This is a genomic window from Bartonella bennetti, assembly GCF_045945445.1.
Taxonomy (GTDB): Bacteria; Pseudomonadota; Alphaproteobacteria; order Rhizobiales; family Rhizobiaceae; genus Bartonella.
The window spans coordinates 267,155-283,740 of sequence record NZ_CP174576.1; the positions used below are offsets into that span (position 1 = coordinate 267,155).

The following is a 16,586-nucleotide window of genomic DNA, read 5'->3' on the forward strand; positions in this document are numbered from 1 at the left end:
CTTACACAATGTTATGTTTAAAAATAAATCACTTTGTAGTGGATAATCCCCCTTTGCGTATCTTTCAAAATCTCAACGTTTTACCAACAAAAAGTCCTCCTTTCTAATTATACGGACGCCAAGTAGTTGAAATAACTACTTCATTACATTTCTGTAATTTCTTCAACATGATAGAAATAAAACTAACATTTGAAGTTATCTCCATACAGTCTTCCTTATTTTTCAATCAACTTTCTTAAAAATAGGAAACACATTTTACTGCTATGCCATTATTATAAAAGCTGAAAACTTAATAATGAGCATTTTGTTCTTTTCATTCATAAAGGAAATATTGTCAAGTAGTAAAATTGTTTTTATTAAAAAATCTAATACTCTTATCTTTTGTCGATTGATCTATTGTTGTTCAATAATTTTTTGTCATCATGAATGTTATTTTAAGGGTGATAAGTGGAATATTGAAATTATAAGAATACCTAGAAATTATTGATATCCTTAAGGAATATTCTATAAATTAACTGGATTTACAGTATGAGATATTTATAAATAGAGCTAAAATTATTTAACAGAAGAAGTAATTTTTTAATGACCAAAACTCTTCATAAGAGTTTTTAAATTGCAGTTTATAATATTTTTTCTTATAAACGATTTGTATTTTTTAGCTTTTTGTTTCATTTTTGTTACTATTTTTTTAATTTAATAAAGTTCATTTTGTTTGTAAAATGAAAGGAAGTTTAATCAATAATGCTTTAATCAATAATGCTTTAATCAATAATGCTTTAATCAATAATGCTTTAGAGTAAAAAGGTGTTTCTACAATTTATTTTGAGATTTCTTAAAATATGTTCTTATCACGAGCATGCTCAATTTGAAGGCAATAAGAGAGTGTATTTCGAAAGTTTTATTAAATTTTATCTTAATGACTTTCTCAAAAAGTGGAAGTATGCATATGTTTAAACTGATTATGATTAATATGTATATAATAGAGGCATTGTATAAAATCAAAAGATCTAAATGTTTTATGTATAAATAAAGGAGGAATTTGCAGAGACTCAAATTTTAACTTTTATAAAATTTTGTGTTTTTCCAAATCGTATTCTTTGTTGTGATTAATAAACCTGGTTCTTAATTAAGGTGAAATCTTCAAAAATTCAAATTACTTAACTTATATCAACATGTTCAAATTACTGAAGCTTTAGTAATTTTTATAGTGTTATGATATAAGAGCACATTATAATGAGAGCTATTTTGCTCTTAATTGAATATTCATATACATCGTGTTATCTACGTCATTATTTGTTCCTTTCATACTTGGTAGTTTTTATGAAGAATCGGGAATTGAAGTATGCACGAGCATGGATTCTGAGAGGGAATTAAAAAATAAAAGCAAACAATTGATTGATTTTGTTGTATTCTTATTTATGAGAACTTGTTAGTGAATTAATGGCATTTATATGCAAGGTTTAATTGTTTATAAGAGGAGAACTCGTATATACAATTAAGATAGCCATTTTATTGGAGATCAAATGATACTATGGAGCAAAAAGGCATTTTACGATTTCGTGAAGAGCTAGCAAGTCTTGTGTTGAAAATGCGCAGTAGAGGCATTGATGATATAAACTTTTTTGCAGCATTAGAGAAAGTTCCACGCCAGCAATTTGTTTCTGTTTCTTGGCTTAATAGTGCTTATGATAATAAAATTATTCCGATTGAATGTGGCGAATATATTGAGCGTCTAGAAGAGCAGCTTTTGATTCTTTCCGCATTATCGTTGAAAAAGAAACACCGTATTTTAGAAATTGGTACAGGCTCTGGTTTTTGTACTGCCCTTATGGCTTGTCTTAGTGATCGTGTAACAACAGTTGATCGTTATAAAACACTTATTGATTTAGCACGACAAAGGTTTCAGCATTTAGGGATTGAGAACATTACTATAAGGCAGATCGATGGAAGTCGAGGCATTACAGGCTTGGGATCATTTGATCGTATTCTCATTTGGCCATCACGTCCTAATGAACCAAAAGAATGCTTAGAACTTCTAGCGGGAAATGGAATTCTCATTCAAGCTATTGGACCAGATGAAGGGGTACAAAAAGTGATGCGTTATACAAAAATTGGTAGCCAATTTGAATGCTCAGAAATGTTTCAAGTGCGTTATCAACCCTTCATTGAAAATATTGCAGAAGTTTTGTAATTGTGAATTTAAGATATTGCTAAATATTTTATCTATTCTACATAATGACAAATACATTTTGATTTTATTATAGGAGTATTTATGGATATTTTAAAAATTTTAACTCTTAGGTAAGATTAGGACGCTTTAATAGAGTAATTTAATATTAGCTGGTGAGCAAAACTATGCATTTAAGGGTTTTGAGTAGCATTTTAAAGTGCATTTTTCTGAAAGTTGCTCTTTTGATGGTGACATTAATAGCTGCTGGTTGTAGTTCCAGTATGCAGCGTTTTTCTAGTGGCTCTTATAATGATATCACTCCTAGCCAGTCAACTACATTTATGACTATGGCTGATGACCCGCGAATGTTATCACAAAATGTTAAAATACAAAGCAGTGAATTGCCACCTGTAGAATCGAGCGGTATTTCAGAAGCTGGTTACAATTCTCCATATAATAATTCTTCAAGACAAGAGGAAGCTTTTTCTCCTGATAAAAACAAGCAGTTTTTTTCTGATGGGCAGGTTATGGGGGTACCACCTAAAAATCTTGGAACTCTTCCTCATTCACAGGCGAATACTTTTCCTGTTTTTAAGAGGAATTCTTATATTGTGCAGAGTGGGGATACATTATTAAGTATTGCGCAACAGTTGGGTGTCAGTGTTGATACGTTAAGGCTAGCTAATGGTATAAACGGTAATTCTATTTATATTGGTCAGTCGTTGGTTATTCCAGATCAAAGTACAAAGATGGCTTCAAATGTTCAAAATAGTATTTCAGATGCATCAAAAAAAGTATCTTCATCTCAGTCTAAGATTGTATCCTCTGTTCAACAGAGCAAAGCTCCTACATCTGTGCATCAGAATTCCGTAAAGACTGTGCCTGAGGTTAAAAATGATACGTCAAACATTAAGAAAAGTTCTCCTACACAAGTAACAATAAATGGTTCATCAGATCAAATTATTGATCCAAATGATATTACAACTCCACAATTGACGGGTATTTCTAAGATGCGGTGGCCTGTGCGAGGACGTTTGTTGAGTCACTTTGGCCAAAAAAAAGGAACTGCAGTTAATCGAGGAATAGATATCATGGTTCCTGAAGGATCATCAGTTAAAGCTGCAGAAAATGGTGTTGTTATTTATGCAAGTGATGGGTTGAAAGAGCTTGGTAACGTTGTCATGATTCGGCACGAAAACAATATTATTACTATTTATGGGCATAATAGTAAGCTTATTGTTAATAGAGGGCAAAAGGTACGGCGTGGTGATGAAATTGCAAAGTCCGGTTTTTCAGGGGATGCTAAAACACCGCGTGTTTATTTTGAAGTACGTAAGAATTCTCTTCCTGTTGATCCTGCTGAATATTTGGAAAATTAAACTGGTTGCCGTTTTATCTTTTTGCTATAAAACTCCATCTTTTAGATTAGAGATATAAGGCCCTATACTCCTTGACTCATCAGACAAATACTCTTAAGAGGCTTAATATATTATCGTGAGGAAGTTGTTTCGTTTGAGTGTAAGAAATATTCAGGATAGGGTTCGTTCGCAAAGGCTATGAAGTGATCGCATAAGCCATCAGCAGTAGGAACATGTCGGAAAAAGCTTATCTGTTTCAAGATAAGCGTTCGTAAAAATTCTCATCTTTTAGAATGGGGAAGAGGTCAATTTAAATAATTCAAAATTATGTGAATTCATCTGCTTTAGTTCCAAATATAAGTTTTCTTGTAATGTTCTCTAAATTCTTATGTGATTAGCTTAAATAGCGTTTCAATTGTCAAGTGGTATCGGTTGTCGAGGGTAATTATTCATTTAATAGTGAGATAAGAGAGTCATTTCGAGTTGTTTTATTATTGCTGGCCGTTGAGAGGGTAGGCTATTCTAATCTGATTGCTTCTGTTTTAAATAAATGGTGAAGACATTTGATAATATTCTGTTCGAGTTTTAAATTGAAAAAAAATACTAATTTACTTTATGCAATTGTGAGATCTTTCATAAATATTTTTTAAATGATCAATTTTCATAAAAGTATGAAAAACTATTGCATTAAAAGTTCTACGGTGAACCACAGTAGGAGCAACTGATTGAATAAATGGCTCATAAGTACACCTCCGCAGCTTACTATTCCAATTATAAAAAAAGCTGTGAACCATGATTTTAAAAATATGACAATAAAAGAGATGATACAAGAGATGATGAAAAAATGAATAATAAATGCTTGTTTCAAAAGAAAACAATTGAAGACAATTGAAAAAGTAGCCCATATTCCGATACTACACATAACGAAAGCTAAGGGAGTACTTATTGTTATTGTTTTTGAAAGTAACACTAATTTCATTTTCATATAGATGGCGTTCCTTTTGTTGATGACCAATTTGTAAACCCTTTAACTGTAGATGATTCATATAGATTGTATCAACATATAGTATTTTTATATTGACACTGTTTTAAAAATCGTGTCTAAAAATCTCGTATTACTGTTTGTATTATAAAATTCTGGTTTATAGTTCTCGAAAGTTTTTGCTTTCGGGTTTTTTTTTGGGGAAGGGGAGATAAATAAGGATCTTATTATTTAAGAGAATACAAATTCTATATTTTTTAATAGAATGAATAGTATCCTTCCTAATGTTTAGCTGGAATGTTTAAGGAGAACACAAATTAAGAGTACATCTTTCTTAAAGAACTCTATTTAAAAACAATTATGAAAGTCAGTAAAAATATACAAAAAATGAAATGATTTCTGTATTTGGAATAATAAGTTCTTAAGTATTCTGCTACTTAATTTAGAGAAAAGCTGATATTTACATGATATATAGAAAAACGAAATAAAATCTGTTTTTTAAAATTTTTGTTCACTGGATTCTTCTTCTGAGGCAAAAATTTATTTTAATAAAGTGAGAGATACTTGAAGTTTAATCTATAGGAGATAAAAATGTTGGTTACTAACGCTTACGCTCAGGCTATAAGTGATACTTCGAATGGAATATCATTTATTACCTTTGTCCCTTTCATTTTAATTTTTGCAATTATGTATTTTTTGATCATTCGCCCACAGCGCGCGCAAATGAAAAAGAGGCAGGAAATGCTTAATGCTGTGCGTCGTGGAGATACAGTTATCACGGGTGGAGGTGTTCTTGGTAAGGTTACAAAAGTTTATGATGAAAGTGGTGAGTTAGAAGTTGAAATTAGTGAAGGTATACGTATTCGTGTTATTCGTTCAACATTGGCCGATGTTCGCGTTAAAGGCGAACCACTATCGGAAGAAAAATCAAAACCTAGCGCTAAGATAAAAGCATCAAAAACTTCTGAAAATAAGGCTGAAATGAAGAAAAGTGTTTCTTCTACTAAAGTAAAAAAATTAATACAAAAGAAAAATAAACCAAAAACATAGTTATTTTATATGATTATTTGAAGAGTTACTTTTATGGGTACGTAATGGCTTTTTGTATAAGGGCCATTATATTTTATAAGTAGATTGATAATTGATAAATCGCATTGGATTTCTGTTTATTTTTATAGAAATTATTTTATTACTCAATGTGCTTGCTGTGTATAATCAAGTTTTTTGAAGAAAACAGATTGGGATGATTTTCTCTGTCTATGATATGGGTATTCGTTACATTTTATTGCAAACTTTTTGATATTATTTGCAATACTGCTTAGGACACTATTCTCTTTTTTATTGTGGTAATTTTGTTATTAAAGATTTTACGCGCCTTTGATAATGTGTTATGATCTGCGCTGGTTAGTTTTTATTATTTCCTCTTACTAATTTAGGAGAGAAAATGTAATTGGGTTTCCAAAAATGAAGGATGCCTATTATGTCATATGCAATTCAAATTCGTGAAGCACATTTTCCAGGACGAGCGCCTATTGATGCTTATGGGAATGGGGGATTTCGTTTCGCAGATATGTCTCATAAAGGTTCTATTATTTGTTTACCATCAGGTATTTATGGTATTGACATGGCGGAGCCTCTTCCTACACAGGATAATATTTCTCGTATTTTAGAAGAAGCAAATGACATTGAGATTTTATTGATAGGTACTGGACTCGAATTGTTGAGTTTACCCGAAAAATTGCGGTGTCTTTTATGGGAAAAGCATATTTCGACAGATACAATGAGTACGGGAGCTGCGGTACGTACATTTAATGTTTTATTGGCTGAAGATCGTTCAGTTGCTGCGTTATTATTTGCAATAGATTGATATATTATTTAATAAAATCAATATTTTAATTAAAAAATGAGAGAATTGCGTGATTATTGTTTCTATTTAAGATTGTACCAAAGCTTATGTCGATTTTTTAGAGGATGCTTTAGTAAGAGTAGCATAAAGGTGGATAGGGGGCTTGCAAAACAAGGTTCTTTGCTTGGATAGTTGTTTTAAAAGGCTATCAATTTGGTATGGAGTAATATCAGGCACTATCCTTTGTGCGCGTCAATTTCAAAATTCACTTGCTGAGAGTTCTTTGGAGGAAATTGAGCGCGCTATTGAATTCTATAATTTTTAAAAGAATTATTATAAGGCTGTAGAGGCTTCGATTAGGTCGAAAGATAAGCCGTATAGCCTTTCAGTTTTCAGGACTAGACCGGGATATAGCCAGTATTAAATCCGATGGGGCGATTTTTCCTTTGTTGGGTTGATGAGGGAAACCGGTGACTGAGAAGGCTTGGCAGAACCTTATACTGACTTTATGTGAAGAAGGCGAGGGATGGCGTGCAGAGTTATGGGGAACAGAATTATGGGTGGCATAAACTCCCTTAAGCGACAATGCACCGGTTGAAAGGCGCTTTCGCTTTTCAGACAATAAAGTCATTAAGCGTGTTGTGATCAATTGGTCAGACAATTCGAAGTTTCTGCAGATATTGAATGAGGCACGACTTGATGATCTTAGGAAACACTCCGAGCTTTATAAGCATATTTGGCAAGGTGGCTATTTAAAAGCCGTTCATGGAGCTTATTATTAAAGGGAGATGTTAGCTATAGTTTACTGCACTTTATCATTTCGTAAATTTGTATTATTATAGTCTTTTTGAAATTTTTATAATTATTGAGTTAAATCTCATTACAGTATAGGTCTTATTCACTAACCAGTTGGTGCCAGCATTTTTAAAGGATTATCAAGCGTTATTGTTTGCACTTTGGAAAGAGAGAGATTTGCTTCCTGAAACCAATTTGCACTGTCTTTTAGCCATGTTGGAATATCAGTTCCCCCCAATTGTCCAAGATCTGAACTGTAAATCACATTATTAATTTTAGATAACACGTAAAGCATGTCCTCTTTTGTTTGGTATCCTAAATAAAAAGTTAGAGCGCATTGTTCTATATAAAGCCAATCATGTTCTCCCAATGCTTGTAATTGTGCAGCAGAAAAACCTGTCATTGGATTAGCTGGTTGATTTAAAAGGAGCGTACAGTTCTCTTTTTTCGCTACTGCATCTAATAAACGTAAAGTTGCATCTTTAGAAGCATGTCCTGAAGAGAGAACAATCTCATTGTCAGCAGCAAAAGCTATGAGCTCATAAATCTCTAATTTTAGAAGTCCTTTATCACAGGTGATAGCTGTTGGTTGTTGAGCAAGAAAAGCGGCATAATCATTAGAAAAATTTCGTTTGAGCCGGCTACGATGAGATGTTGGTACAATGGTAGGCAAATGTACAAGTAATTTGGGTTGTGAAGCAAACTTATAGTGCGCTAAAGCACGTTTAACCGAAAGTATATTTAAACCACCTGAGGCGTAATTAAGAACAATAGAGCCAAAAACAGGTAAATTTTGTTCTTGTAAAGCTGTGGCAAGTGCAGCTGTACTGCCTAAATGATTTTTTAAAATAACTCCACCTTTGTGTTTAGCATAAATTTGTGCTGCTTCATAAGCAGAATAGGTTCTATTAAATAAATCTGGACGTGCGTGATAATGAATATCTAAAAAATTTAATTTCTTACGCCAGAACTGTGTAAAATATTCACTCACAATTTTTCCTTCCAAGGTGCTTCATAGCCTTCTTGTATCCTTATATTTTCAAGCCGTTTTCCATCCTTGAGTGCAGCCAAAATACGCGCTTCTGTTTTATCAACATTTTCAGCGCGTTTAATAATTTCAGATAACTTTGAGCTAGGAAGAATTAATACACCATTATCGTCAGCAAAAACCCAATCTCCGGGAATAATTTTTATTCCCTCAATTATTAAAGGCACTTGCACAGCTCGTACGCGTGTACGATTTTTACCAGAAACCATATAAATGTTTGTTGTAAAGAGAGGATAATTTAGAGCTCTAATTTCAGCAATATCACGAGCAGAACCATGAATAATAGTTCCTACAATTTTTTGTTGTAGTGCCTTATGAGTCAAAATATTTCCCCAACTGGTACAATCTAATCGTCCATTGTTATCAATCACTATAATAGATCCCGCAGGTACATCATCAATATAATTACCAGCATTCGCAAATTGCTGATTTTGAGGCGTAAATTTTTCATATTGTACTGTAAACACAGGTCCAGCTATTTTTATATTGTTTAGGCGTGGTTTAATGTTAGGTAAAGCCGCTTGTAAATATAAACTATCTAGAGCATCAGAAACAGCTGCTGTATCTAATGCTAATAATCGTTTTTTGAGTATTTCTATATTCTCATTAGGAATCATTTACTATTCTCCTGGTACAAATATCTTTTTAAAATTAACCAAGCCCCGTATTCTGGTAAAACCACCTCTAAAAGCGGTCGTGTATAAGGAAAAGTTATACAATCATCACCATAGCCTTTTATTCGTACAGTCATTGTAGCATGTCCGAGGCTTTCCTTTTGCTTTTTTAATGTTTCTAAGGAAGGTGATAAGTTAACTTCAGCCTCAATCTGTGGAACATTGCTTGTATTCTTTTCTATGGACTGAAAATATTTTAAAAGTAGTGGATCATTTGCTGACCAATGAACTTCTATATGCATCGCTAACTGTTCACGAGCGGTAGTTATCTCTGCGCCGACCAGATATGAACAAAAATGACTTTCAAATTTTTCAATTAAATGTTGCGCTAAAGGGACTGAGGACTGACCAATTAATTGTACCAGAACATAAGGACTTTTCCATAAGAAATGTCGTTCAAATGGTTCATTGACGAAATGACAATCAACCCAGTTCGCAATTGTACTTTCATCAATTCCAATCAAAGTCCACACATATTGAGGACGCGATACAGGAGAATACTCCTTCTCATTATGATTTAAATAGTCTTCTAAAAGCATAAGAGCTTGTGTAGGCGGACCAGGCAAAACAATAAGAAAACTTCCATCACAGGAAAGGTAAAAACCAGGTGCTGTTCCAGTAGGATTATCAAGCACTTTTGCTGTTTCAGGAAACAAAGCTTGACGTGCATTATTAGTATCTGGAGCAATACCTAGTTGTTGCAGTTGACCTTTTATTTTTTGCCAAACATTTTCATGATGAACTAAAGGTTTCTTCACAGCTTGAGCAATGGCATCACGTGTTTTATCATCAGATGTTGGTCCCAGTCCTCCACTGATAATTATGAGATCTTCTTGTCCAAGACAAGAAATTACAGTTTCACTTATTTGCTGTAATTGATCAGCACAAACAAAATGACGGGTTACTTGAATATTTTTTCTTTCCAAACTTTGACTCAAATTCTGCAAATTCGTATTCAAATATTGTCCTGAAAGGAGTTCATCACCAACAGTAATAATTGCTGCATGACAAACAGAAATAGGGTTTACAAGATAATTAAGAACAGCTTTAGCCATCTGATGAGTAGTAGCTAAACCTCCCAAATCATAGGTGACGGTTTTTCCAGCACGAATAACTTGATCAATGCTTTCAGATAGTTGTTGTGCTGCCTCTTGAAAGCCTAAATGGTCCAAAAGTAAAGCTGTAGTATAAAGCATGGCAGAAGGATTGGCTTTATTCTGTCCAGCAATACGTGGAGCGCTTCCATGAACAGGTTCAAAATAAGCAGTCTTATTGCCCACATTTGCGCTAGGAGCAAGCCCTAATCCCCCCATCACTCCAGCAGCAAGATCGGAGAGAATATCGCCAAACATATTTTCAGCAACAATCACACCAAAATATTCTGGTTTTGTTACAATCCATAAAGCAACCGCATCAACATTGTGAATGTCTGCTTCGATTTCTGGATAATTTTGAGCAATGTTTTCAAAAATTTCCTGAGCAAATTGGCCACTTTCTCGCATAACATTTGGCTTATCAGCAAAAGTAACTCGCTTAAAACCATGTTTCCGTGCATAAGAAAAAGCATATTTAAATAGCCGCTCTAAACCAAAACGTGTTTGTAGACGTACCGTCCATGCTGCTTCATCAAGACTATATCTTTCTAAATTAGGATGTTTTAACCATGCGGCTTTCTCAGGAGTTATTCCGCGAAAATCTAATCCTGCATAAAGACCTTCACTATTCTCTCTAATAACACAAAAATGAAAAGGCTTTCTCGGACCAACAATATATCTTACAGGACGTATATTCGCAAAAAGACCTAACTTTTGACGAAGCTGAATAACAGGTGAAACGTATACAGGTTTTTTCTCTTTTAAATGCGGTGCAAGCTCTTTTAAGGCGGCTTCTTTTCCTTTACTAGTGATGGCTCCAAGTAAAACAGCATCACTTTCGGCAATTTTTTCCCAAGTTGTTTTCGGAACAGGATCTCCTTCTTGTTTCCAGCATTCCCAACCAATATCTCCATAGGTTAATTCGATCGGTAGCTGAAGTTGCTCTAAAATCATCATTGCAGCATCACAGACTTCTGCACCTACCCCATCACCAGGTAATACAAGAACTTTCTTTTTCATAATTTATTGATCCATTGATTAACGATTGTATGTGTCACAAAAAAATTATCATCCCATGGACGCATACCAGCACCAGGGATAATCTTATATTCATGATTGAGGTTGTAACTTCGTGTTTGGTTATCTATGGTTGCAAGTTGTGATTTCTCACCAACTAAAGATAAAAACTTTCCACCATATTTAACAATTTCATGCCTTGCATCCATTTCTAAAAGGAGTCGAAATCCTCTTTTCATACGTTCAATAGCTATGTCTTTTTGGTGAGCAGGAATTTCTATCTGAATTCTTTTTTTTATTGATCCAACAGGCTGAACAAGAGCATCTAATATTTCCAAAGCTTTTGATAAATCACCATCTTCCAGTACAGTAAGAATATATCCAAGTCGTTTTTGCAAAAGAGCATCTGGATAACCAGGTGCACTCACAGCGAGCACAGCTTGTATATTTGGAAGTTGTGCAGCTAACATTTGGACTAATGTCCCAGCCATAGCAAATCCTACAAGTATAAAAGGATCCTGAAAACGATCCTTGAATTCTGCTGTAAGTGAAGGAATAACTACTGCCGTAGAGCTACTAGAAAAAAGAGATAACGTATCTAATAGCGTAACCTTAAATTTTTTTCTAAAAATAGGTTTTTAAGTGGAGAACAAAAAGTTCCTTTGTCCCAGACTGGCATTACAGGCGCAAGAATAACACTATGTAAGCTCATATTATTTAGATCTCCTGAGCTTTTTGTTTTAAGGCTTGAATAGTAACCAGCGCCTCTTCTATACCTAAAGGAATTTTAGTCTCTAGCAAAGATTGGTATTCAAAGTTTAAATTACTGAGGGCTAAAAGAAAATCAACAGTGCTGCGATATACAGGTGAAAAAAAGGAATAGCTTTTTAGATTTTCTGTCTGTTGCAAAACTTTACCTATATTATAATATGCTTCCTTTTTATGAAAATTTAAAAGTGCTAACCATGACTCTAAAGTGAGATTTCCTGCTCCTTTACCCATTCCCATTAATGAACTATCAATAAAACTTGCGCCTGCTTCTACAGCTGTTATGCTATTTGTCATAGCCATACCTAAATTATCGTGCGCATGAAAACCAATCTCTAAAGGTGAAATATCTTTTATTTTTTGTACGAGTTGGGTGACATTCTCGGGTAAGAGGCTTCCATTAGAATCAGCCAAATATAAAATGTTCGCTCCACAATTAACCGCTTCTATTGCTATATTACGTAAATAGTTTTCATCTACTTCGCTCACTCTCGTAATATTGATACTGGTAGATATCCCTAAAGAACGAGCATAGCGGCAAAGTGCAAATGTAGACTCAATGTCATTTTTATTTAGACATAATCGTAAAAGTGTAATTCCAAAAGTCTTTAACTCAAGAATATTTGATTGATTGATATTATGTGGATGTGCGATAATAACAAGTTTAGCATCAGGAACAGCATTGCGTAATGCTTGAATATAATCATTAGAGCACAATCCTGTTTGGCCTATGTTATCTATAGGCTTAAATGCACCCTTACGATAACCAATTTCAATATATTCAATTTGAGCTTCTGTTAGATTTTAACATGGTTAATGATGTAATCTAGTGAAAAAGAAAATTGATTTCTATAACCACCATCTCGTAAAGTAACATCAAGATTTTTAACCATAATTCCTCCCCTAATTGATTATATAATTTACTTCAAAGTTATAAAATAATTTGCTTTTCGACTATAAATTACAAAACCCACTATGCAGCATGTAGCCAATAAGATGGCAAAACTCCATGGATTATGACCAGATATTGTTCCGATAATTATTGCACTTAATGCGGCACTGCCTAATTGTAATGCTCCCATAACTCCAGATGCTGCTCCAGCAGCTTGTGGATGTGATGAAATGGCCAATGCTGTTCCTAATGGCAACAAAAAACCATTGCCAAAAGTAAGAATAGAAATGGCTATTAAACTTGTTAGAAGCGGCCACGGACTTACATACATTTGTATAGCAAATAATATACCGCCCATAACAAAAGTAACATATCCACGCCGAATAGTGCGTTCCATAGATTCTCGCTTAAGAAAGTTTCGCGCTACCAAATTACCTAAGACATAGGTTAAAGAAACGCCAATGTAGCTATAACCAATGTGTAAAGTTGATAAACCTAATTTTGTAAGGAAAAAAGGAGATTCTACGATATAAGCAAAGTAGGTTGCATATGCAAAACATGGAATCAATGCATAAAAAATAAATTGTTTATTTCTAAGGACTCTCAAGCTGCTCTTAATAATTCCCACAGAAGTAAAAGATTGACGTTTTGTAAGAGGGAGAGTTTCTGTTAATACAAAGTGACAGAGGAAAATGGATAAAAGTATAAAAAGGCTTAAAAAGATAAAAATGGATTGCCAATTAAAAAATTGTAATAAAAGCTGGCCAATTAATGGTGCAAGTGCTGGTGATGTTCCGACAAAAGGGAAAATAACCAAATAAAACTTTCCTGCGGCTTCTTTGTCCATTAAATCGTTAATAATAGCGCGACTTAAAACAATCCCTGCACAGGCTCCAAGACCTTGTAAAAAGCGTAATGTTAAAAAAGCTTGAATATTGACTGTATAAATTATACCCAATGTCGCAAACAGCCATAAAAACAAGCCAAACAGAAGTGTTTTTTTACGTCCAAAATTATCACTAAGAGGTCCATAAATGAGTTGTCCAACAGCTAATGCAGATAAAAAAATTGCCACTGCATGTTGAATTCGAGATTCTGTGACTTGGTAGTATTGACGCATATCTCCAAGCGCTGGCAAGAAAATATCAGTAGAAATTAAGCCACCTACTGATAAACATATTATAATTACCATAAACAATGGTGTAGGCTTATAATACATATCTCCTCCCCCTTTAACCCGATAGGTATAATAAATATAATTAGACATTATGCAAGTATAATTATAACATTTAGTATACTTTATCAAAAAAATATGTGCATATTTTATAAGCCTCTATTATTTTTACTACAATTTTTTTACAAATATAGATTTTTTTAAAGCTTTAGGTTTTTATATTTGTAAAAAATTGCATATAAGCATTTAATTAAAATGAGCAAGAGTAGAGGCCCTAGAAGAGAAGCAGTAAAATTAAAATATTTTTCATAGCAATAAGAAGGGGAGTTACAGTAACAGAACCGAAATCTGATTAAGCACAGGAAAGCACTACCCATGCGAACATTAGTGGATGGAGTGAGAACTTTAGCACGAACAGCTAAGAATAATCGAGTGAAGCAAAAATACTGTGTTTTTTTATCAATATGTTAACAGGAAAATGCCAAAAAAATAAAAATTGTAATTTTAACAGAAGCAACTCTATAAAGCAGGAACGACGAACTCATCTGATTCCCATACGCATAAAGTTAGTTTTTCTTCAAAAGGTGAGACAGAAACATTTCCTATTAATGCAACTGTTATTTATGCCATAAAATCATGAAATCTTCGAATGCTTAATAATCCATATGCTATGATGATATTGCTGAGGCGGAGCAAATCCGCGTTTTTTTTACCAGTAATAGAATGATTTATGCATCATTAATAAGAGCACTGATCTTATTAAAATGATGTTCAGCATGATCTTTTAAGTCTTTGATAGAGTATTAAAAGCGGCAGATGAATTCCTAGAAACTTTGAAAAAATTATTGATGAATTGCACTTGCAGCGTCTCCCTTCCACAGAATCTTACCAATGAATTTATTAAGGAATTGCATGCCATGCCTATTCTCCATCATACGCACGCATTTACGATTGAACCAGCAACAAAAGCAGAATTCAAAAAAGGCCTTTTAAACAGTAAGGCGTTTTGCTCCTATTTCAGTGGGGAGCTCAGCAGCTTATTCGGTAGAATATCTTGCAACAGCGGTTCAAGGAAAAAAGGCGGATGATGTCGTTTCCAAGAGAGATGTTGGGGCACTTGCTTACAAAGGTTAAAGCCACAATTTATGATATTAAAACAAATGGATTTCCGAGTGAAGAGATTCTCTTATCGGGAGTTAGTTCGGTAAAACCGTCTTTTTTAGAGATTGGTGATATGAAGGTTTCTATGTATGATTCTAACAATTTGTAGTCAAACGCATTTTCTATTACTTTTCATTATCCAAGTCTCTTGTGATGTCAAAGTCAGTCTATGATCCCCAAAAAGTCGCAAAAGATGCTTTTGATATGGACAATATGCGAGAGGGAGACAAGCATTTATATTAACAGTTGAAGAGCACATACAGATCGCAAAGATTGACGATATACAAAGGGTATCAACGATGCAAAAGAAATAGCAGCGCATAATGCACAAGCTGACACGAATAGCGCGCAAGAGATTGCCGATCAAGCGCAAAAGATAGCTGGTAAGTGCAAGAAACAGTTTATTTCATTTAAGCTCTTGAACAACAAAATTGGATTAATGGTATAAAAACAGAGAATATACTTATTAATCTTCTCACTTCGATTCAAGCAAATAGAAGAAACAGCAATAGTGACAGCAATGGAAGCTATCATTCTAATGAAAAGAGAAAACCGGTTGAAATTTTTATGACAGAAAGCGTTGATATCCCTTGGCTAGAAGCTGTCACTGATGAGACAGAATTTGAGATATGGAGTGGGGTAGTAGCAATGCTGGGTTTAGCAGTTCTGTTGGCAAGGGTGGCATTGGTGGTTGTGGTACATACGTAAAAAAGGAAAAAGTTTCTTGGCAAGAATTCAGTGCAAATTGGAAAAGGAAAGATAGCTGATGGTGATTATGGTGTCATGAGAAACAAAAGTTGACCAATTTAATATAGCTTTTGATGAAACCTCAATTCAACCTTATCAAAAAGGTGTATTTGACGGTGAAAATACTGAACTTTTTCATGGTGATAATAATTTTCTTGGCGGTAACTGGGGGTAGTGGAGATGGTACCGTATTGATCAAAGTTTATTTATAGAATGGAATTGAACGATGGCGTGAAAAATCACTGAAAATTGTCTCAATTATTTAAAGAAATAGAGGGTTTACAGCTGTATTTCACAGGGCTTTTAACAGAAGAAGTTCTTGCTTCTATTATAGCCTCTTTTTCGCGACTTGGGGAATTGTTAGCAGGGCTTTAACAGGCTGCTAAATCAAATGGTTAAAGATGTGCGCAACACTTTTGGGCAGCCCATCATCTACACGCGAAAGGACAACCAGCAATCTTTTCGTATCACAGCGATTTACGGCATCAAACATTCAGAATCGGATGCTGGTGGCAGAATCCCTACCACAATTCCAAGAAAGGAACTTGATCTTTGTATCAATGATATTGGAGGCTTACCACCAAAACCTCAAGATAGCGTTGTGATCATCTCTCCTGAAAACACTGAAGATGCCTCTCAAGAATACTTCATTGTCACAGATGTCCAAGCCTCTGAAACCGGTATGTATAAGCTTATCTTGCGGGATGCACCTTTATCTAGCAAGAAGTTTTGATTATTCTTGCTTAGAAAATATTTCATTGTAGAGAATGAGGAAATGGAGCCGTTTAAAATCCTTTAGGTAGTGAGCATTGACGACTTTGTTTAAATTCAATAACTAAAAATGCTTATAATGGGGTGGG

The 16,586-nt window shown here is 34.1% G+C and carries 13 protein-coding genes and 1 pseudogene; 8 read left to right on the forward strand and 6 right to left on the reverse strand.

Annotated elements, in window-relative coordinates:
- Positions 1-1,531: 1,531 nt before the first annotated feature.
- From ACJTDF_RS01025 to ACJTDF_RS01045, 5 genes and pseudogenes are all read left to right on the forward strand, one after another.
- Positions 1,532-2,191: a protein-L-isoaspartate(D-aspartate) O-methyltransferase gene (locus ACJTDF_RS01025; protein ID WP_407965763.1), complete on the forward strand. Its 660-nt coding sequence runs from the start codon at positions 1,532-1,534 to the stop codon at positions 2,189-2,191.
- A gap of 164 nt (positions 2,192-2,355) precedes the next feature.
- The gene (locus tag ACJTDF_RS01030; RefSeq protein WP_407965764.1) at positions 2,356-3,549 is read left to right on the forward strand and encodes a peptidoglycan DD-metalloendopeptidase family protein; all 1,194 of its coding nucleotides are present in this window, start codon (positions 2,356-2,358) and stop codon (positions 3,547-3,549) included.
- 1,552 nt (positions 3,550-5,101) lie between these two features.
- Positions 5,102-5,560: a preprotein translocase subunit YajC gene (gene yajC / locus ACJTDF_RS01035; RefSeq protein WP_407965765.1), complete on the forward strand. Its 459-nt coding sequence runs from the start codon at positions 5,102-5,104 to the stop codon at positions 5,558-5,560.
- 430 nt (positions 5,561-5,990) lie between these two features.
- Complete coding sequence (locus ACJTDF_RS01040) at positions 5,991-6,377, forward strand: Mth938-like domain-containing protein (protein ID WP_407965766.1); 387 nt, start codon at positions 5,991-5,993, stop codon at positions 6,375-6,377.
- Positions 6,378-6,514: 137 nt separating this feature from the next.
- Positions 6,515-7,135: pseudogene (locus ACJTDF_RS01045) on the forward strand (phage terminase large subunit); the annotation flags it as partial.
- Between the two features lie 122 nt (positions 7,136-7,257).
- Here ACJTDF_RS01045 and ACJTDF_RS01050 read toward each other — a convergent pair.
- The 6 genes from ACJTDF_RS01050 to ACJTDF_RS01075 form a co-directional block, all read right to left on the reverse strand.
- On the reverse strand, positions 7,258-8,142 hold the full coding sequence (locus ACJTDF_RS01050; RefSeq protein ID WP_407965767.1) for a DUF6282 family protein: 885 nt from the start codon (positions 8,140-8,142) through the stop codon (positions 7,258-7,260).
- The gene (locus ACJTDF_RS01055; RefSeq protein ID WP_407965768.1) at positions 8,139-8,816 is read right to left on the reverse strand and encodes an RraA family protein; all 678 of its coding nucleotides are present in this window, start codon (positions 8,814-8,816) and stop codon (positions 8,139-8,141) included. Before ACJTDF_RS01055 ends, ACJTDF_RS01050 begins: the two co-directional genes overlap by 4 nt.
- The gene (locus ACJTDF_RS01060; protein WP_407965769.1) at positions 8,813-10,987 is read right to left on the reverse strand and encodes an isocitrate/isopropylmalate family dehydrogenase; all 2,175 of its coding nucleotides are present in this window, start codon (positions 10,985-10,987) and stop codon (positions 8,813-8,815) included. The genes ACJTDF_RS01055 and ACJTDF_RS01060 overlap by 4 nt, the downstream gene beginning before the upstream one ends.
- On the reverse strand, positions 10,984-11,475 hold the full coding sequence (locus tag ACJTDF_RS01065; protein ID WP_407965770.1) for a hypothetical protein: 492 nt from the start codon (positions 11,473-11,475) through the stop codon (positions 10,984-10,986). The genes ACJTDF_RS01060 and ACJTDF_RS01065 overlap by 4 nt, the downstream gene beginning before the upstream one ends.
- Before the next feature lie 226 nt (positions 11,476-11,701).
- Positions 11,702-12,469 carry a hypothetical protein gene (locus ACJTDF_RS01070; protein WP_407965771.1) on the reverse strand — a complete coding sequence of 256 codons (768 nt, stop codon included), beginning with the start codon at positions 12,467-12,469 and terminating at the stop codon, positions 11,702-11,704.
- Positions 12,470-12,672: 203 nt separating this feature from the next.
- Positions 12,673-13,863 carry a multidrug effflux MFS transporter gene (locus ACJTDF_RS01075; RefSeq protein ID WP_407965772.1) on the reverse strand — a complete coding sequence of 397 codons (1,191 nt, stop codon included), beginning with the start codon at positions 13,861-13,863 and terminating at the stop codon, positions 12,673-12,675.
- 1,039 nt (positions 13,864-14,902) lie between these two features.
- On the opposite strand from ACJTDF_RS01075, the gene ACJTDF_RS01080 reads away from it, so the two are divergent.
- The 3 genes from ACJTDF_RS01080 (at position 14,903) to ACJTDF_RS01090 (ending at position 16,459) form a co-directional block, all read left to right on the forward strand.
- Positions 14,903-15,088 carry a hypothetical protein gene (locus ACJTDF_RS01080; RefSeq protein ID WP_407965773.1) on the forward strand — a complete coding sequence of 62 codons (186 nt, stop codon included), beginning with the start codon at positions 14,903-14,905 and terminating at the stop codon, positions 15,086-15,088.
- Between the two features lie 458 nt (positions 15,089-15,546).
- The gene (locus ACJTDF_RS01085) at positions 15,547-15,687 is read left to right on the forward strand and encodes a hypothetical protein (RefSeq protein WP_407965774.1); all 141 of its coding nucleotides are present in this window, start codon (positions 15,547-15,549) and stop codon (positions 15,685-15,687) included.
- Between the two features lie 430 nt (positions 15,688-16,117).
- On the forward strand, positions 16,118-16,459 hold the full coding sequence (locus ACJTDF_RS01090) for a hypothetical protein (RefSeq protein ID WP_407965775.1): 342 nt from the start codon (positions 16,118-16,120) through the stop codon (positions 16,457-16,459).
- Positions 16,460-16,586: the final 127 nt, after the last annotated feature.

What these genes read in the sequence shown, in the direction of transcription:
- ACJTDF_RS01080 (WP_407965773.1), top strand. Translation starts at nt 14,903, where the DNA reads ATGATGTCGTTTCCAAGAGAGATGTTGGGGCACTTGCTTACAAAGGTT.
- ACJTDF_RS01030 (WP_407965764.1), top strand. Translation starts at nt 2,356, where the DNA reads ATGCATTTAAGGGTTTTGAGTAGCATTTTAAAGTGCATTTTTCTGAAA.
- ACJTDF_RS01065 (WP_407965770.1), bottom strand. Translation starts at nt 11,475, where the DNA reads ATGGCTGGGACATTAGTCCAAATGTTAGCTGCACAACTTCCAAATATA.
- ACJTDF_RS01075 (WP_407965772.1), bottom strand. Translation starts at nt 13,863, where the DNA reads ATGTATTATAAGCCTACACCATTGTTTATGGTAATTATAATATGTTTA.
- ACJTDF_RS01025 (WP_407965763.1), top strand. Translation starts at nt 1,532, where the DNA reads ATGGAGCAAAAAGGCATTTTACGATTTCGTGAAGAGCTAGCAAGTCTT.
- yajC (WP_407965765.1), top strand. Translation starts at nt 5,102, where the DNA reads ATGTTGGTTACTAACGCTTACGCTCAGGCTATAAGTGATACTTCGAAT.
- ACJTDF_RS01060 (WP_407965769.1), bottom strand. Translation starts at nt 10,987, where the DNA reads ATGAAAAAGAAAGTTCTTGTATTACCTGGTGATGGGGTAGGTGCAGAA.
- ACJTDF_RS01055 (WP_407965768.1), bottom strand. Translation starts at nt 8,816, where the DNA reads ATGATTCCTAATGAGAATATAGAAATACTCAAAAAACGATTATTAGCA.
- ACJTDF_RS01090 (WP_407965775.1), top strand. Translation starts at nt 16,118, where the DNA reads ATGGTTAAAGATGTGCGCAACACTTTTGGGCAGCCCATCATCTACACG.
- ACJTDF_RS01085 (WP_407965774.1), top strand. Translation starts at nt 15,547, where the DNA reads ATGACAGAAAGCGTTGATATCCCTTGGCTAGAAGCTGTCACTGATGAG.
- ACJTDF_RS01040 (WP_407965766.1), top strand. Translation starts at nt 5,991, where the DNA reads ATGTCATATGCAATTCAAATTCGTGAAGCACATTTTCCAGGACGAGCG.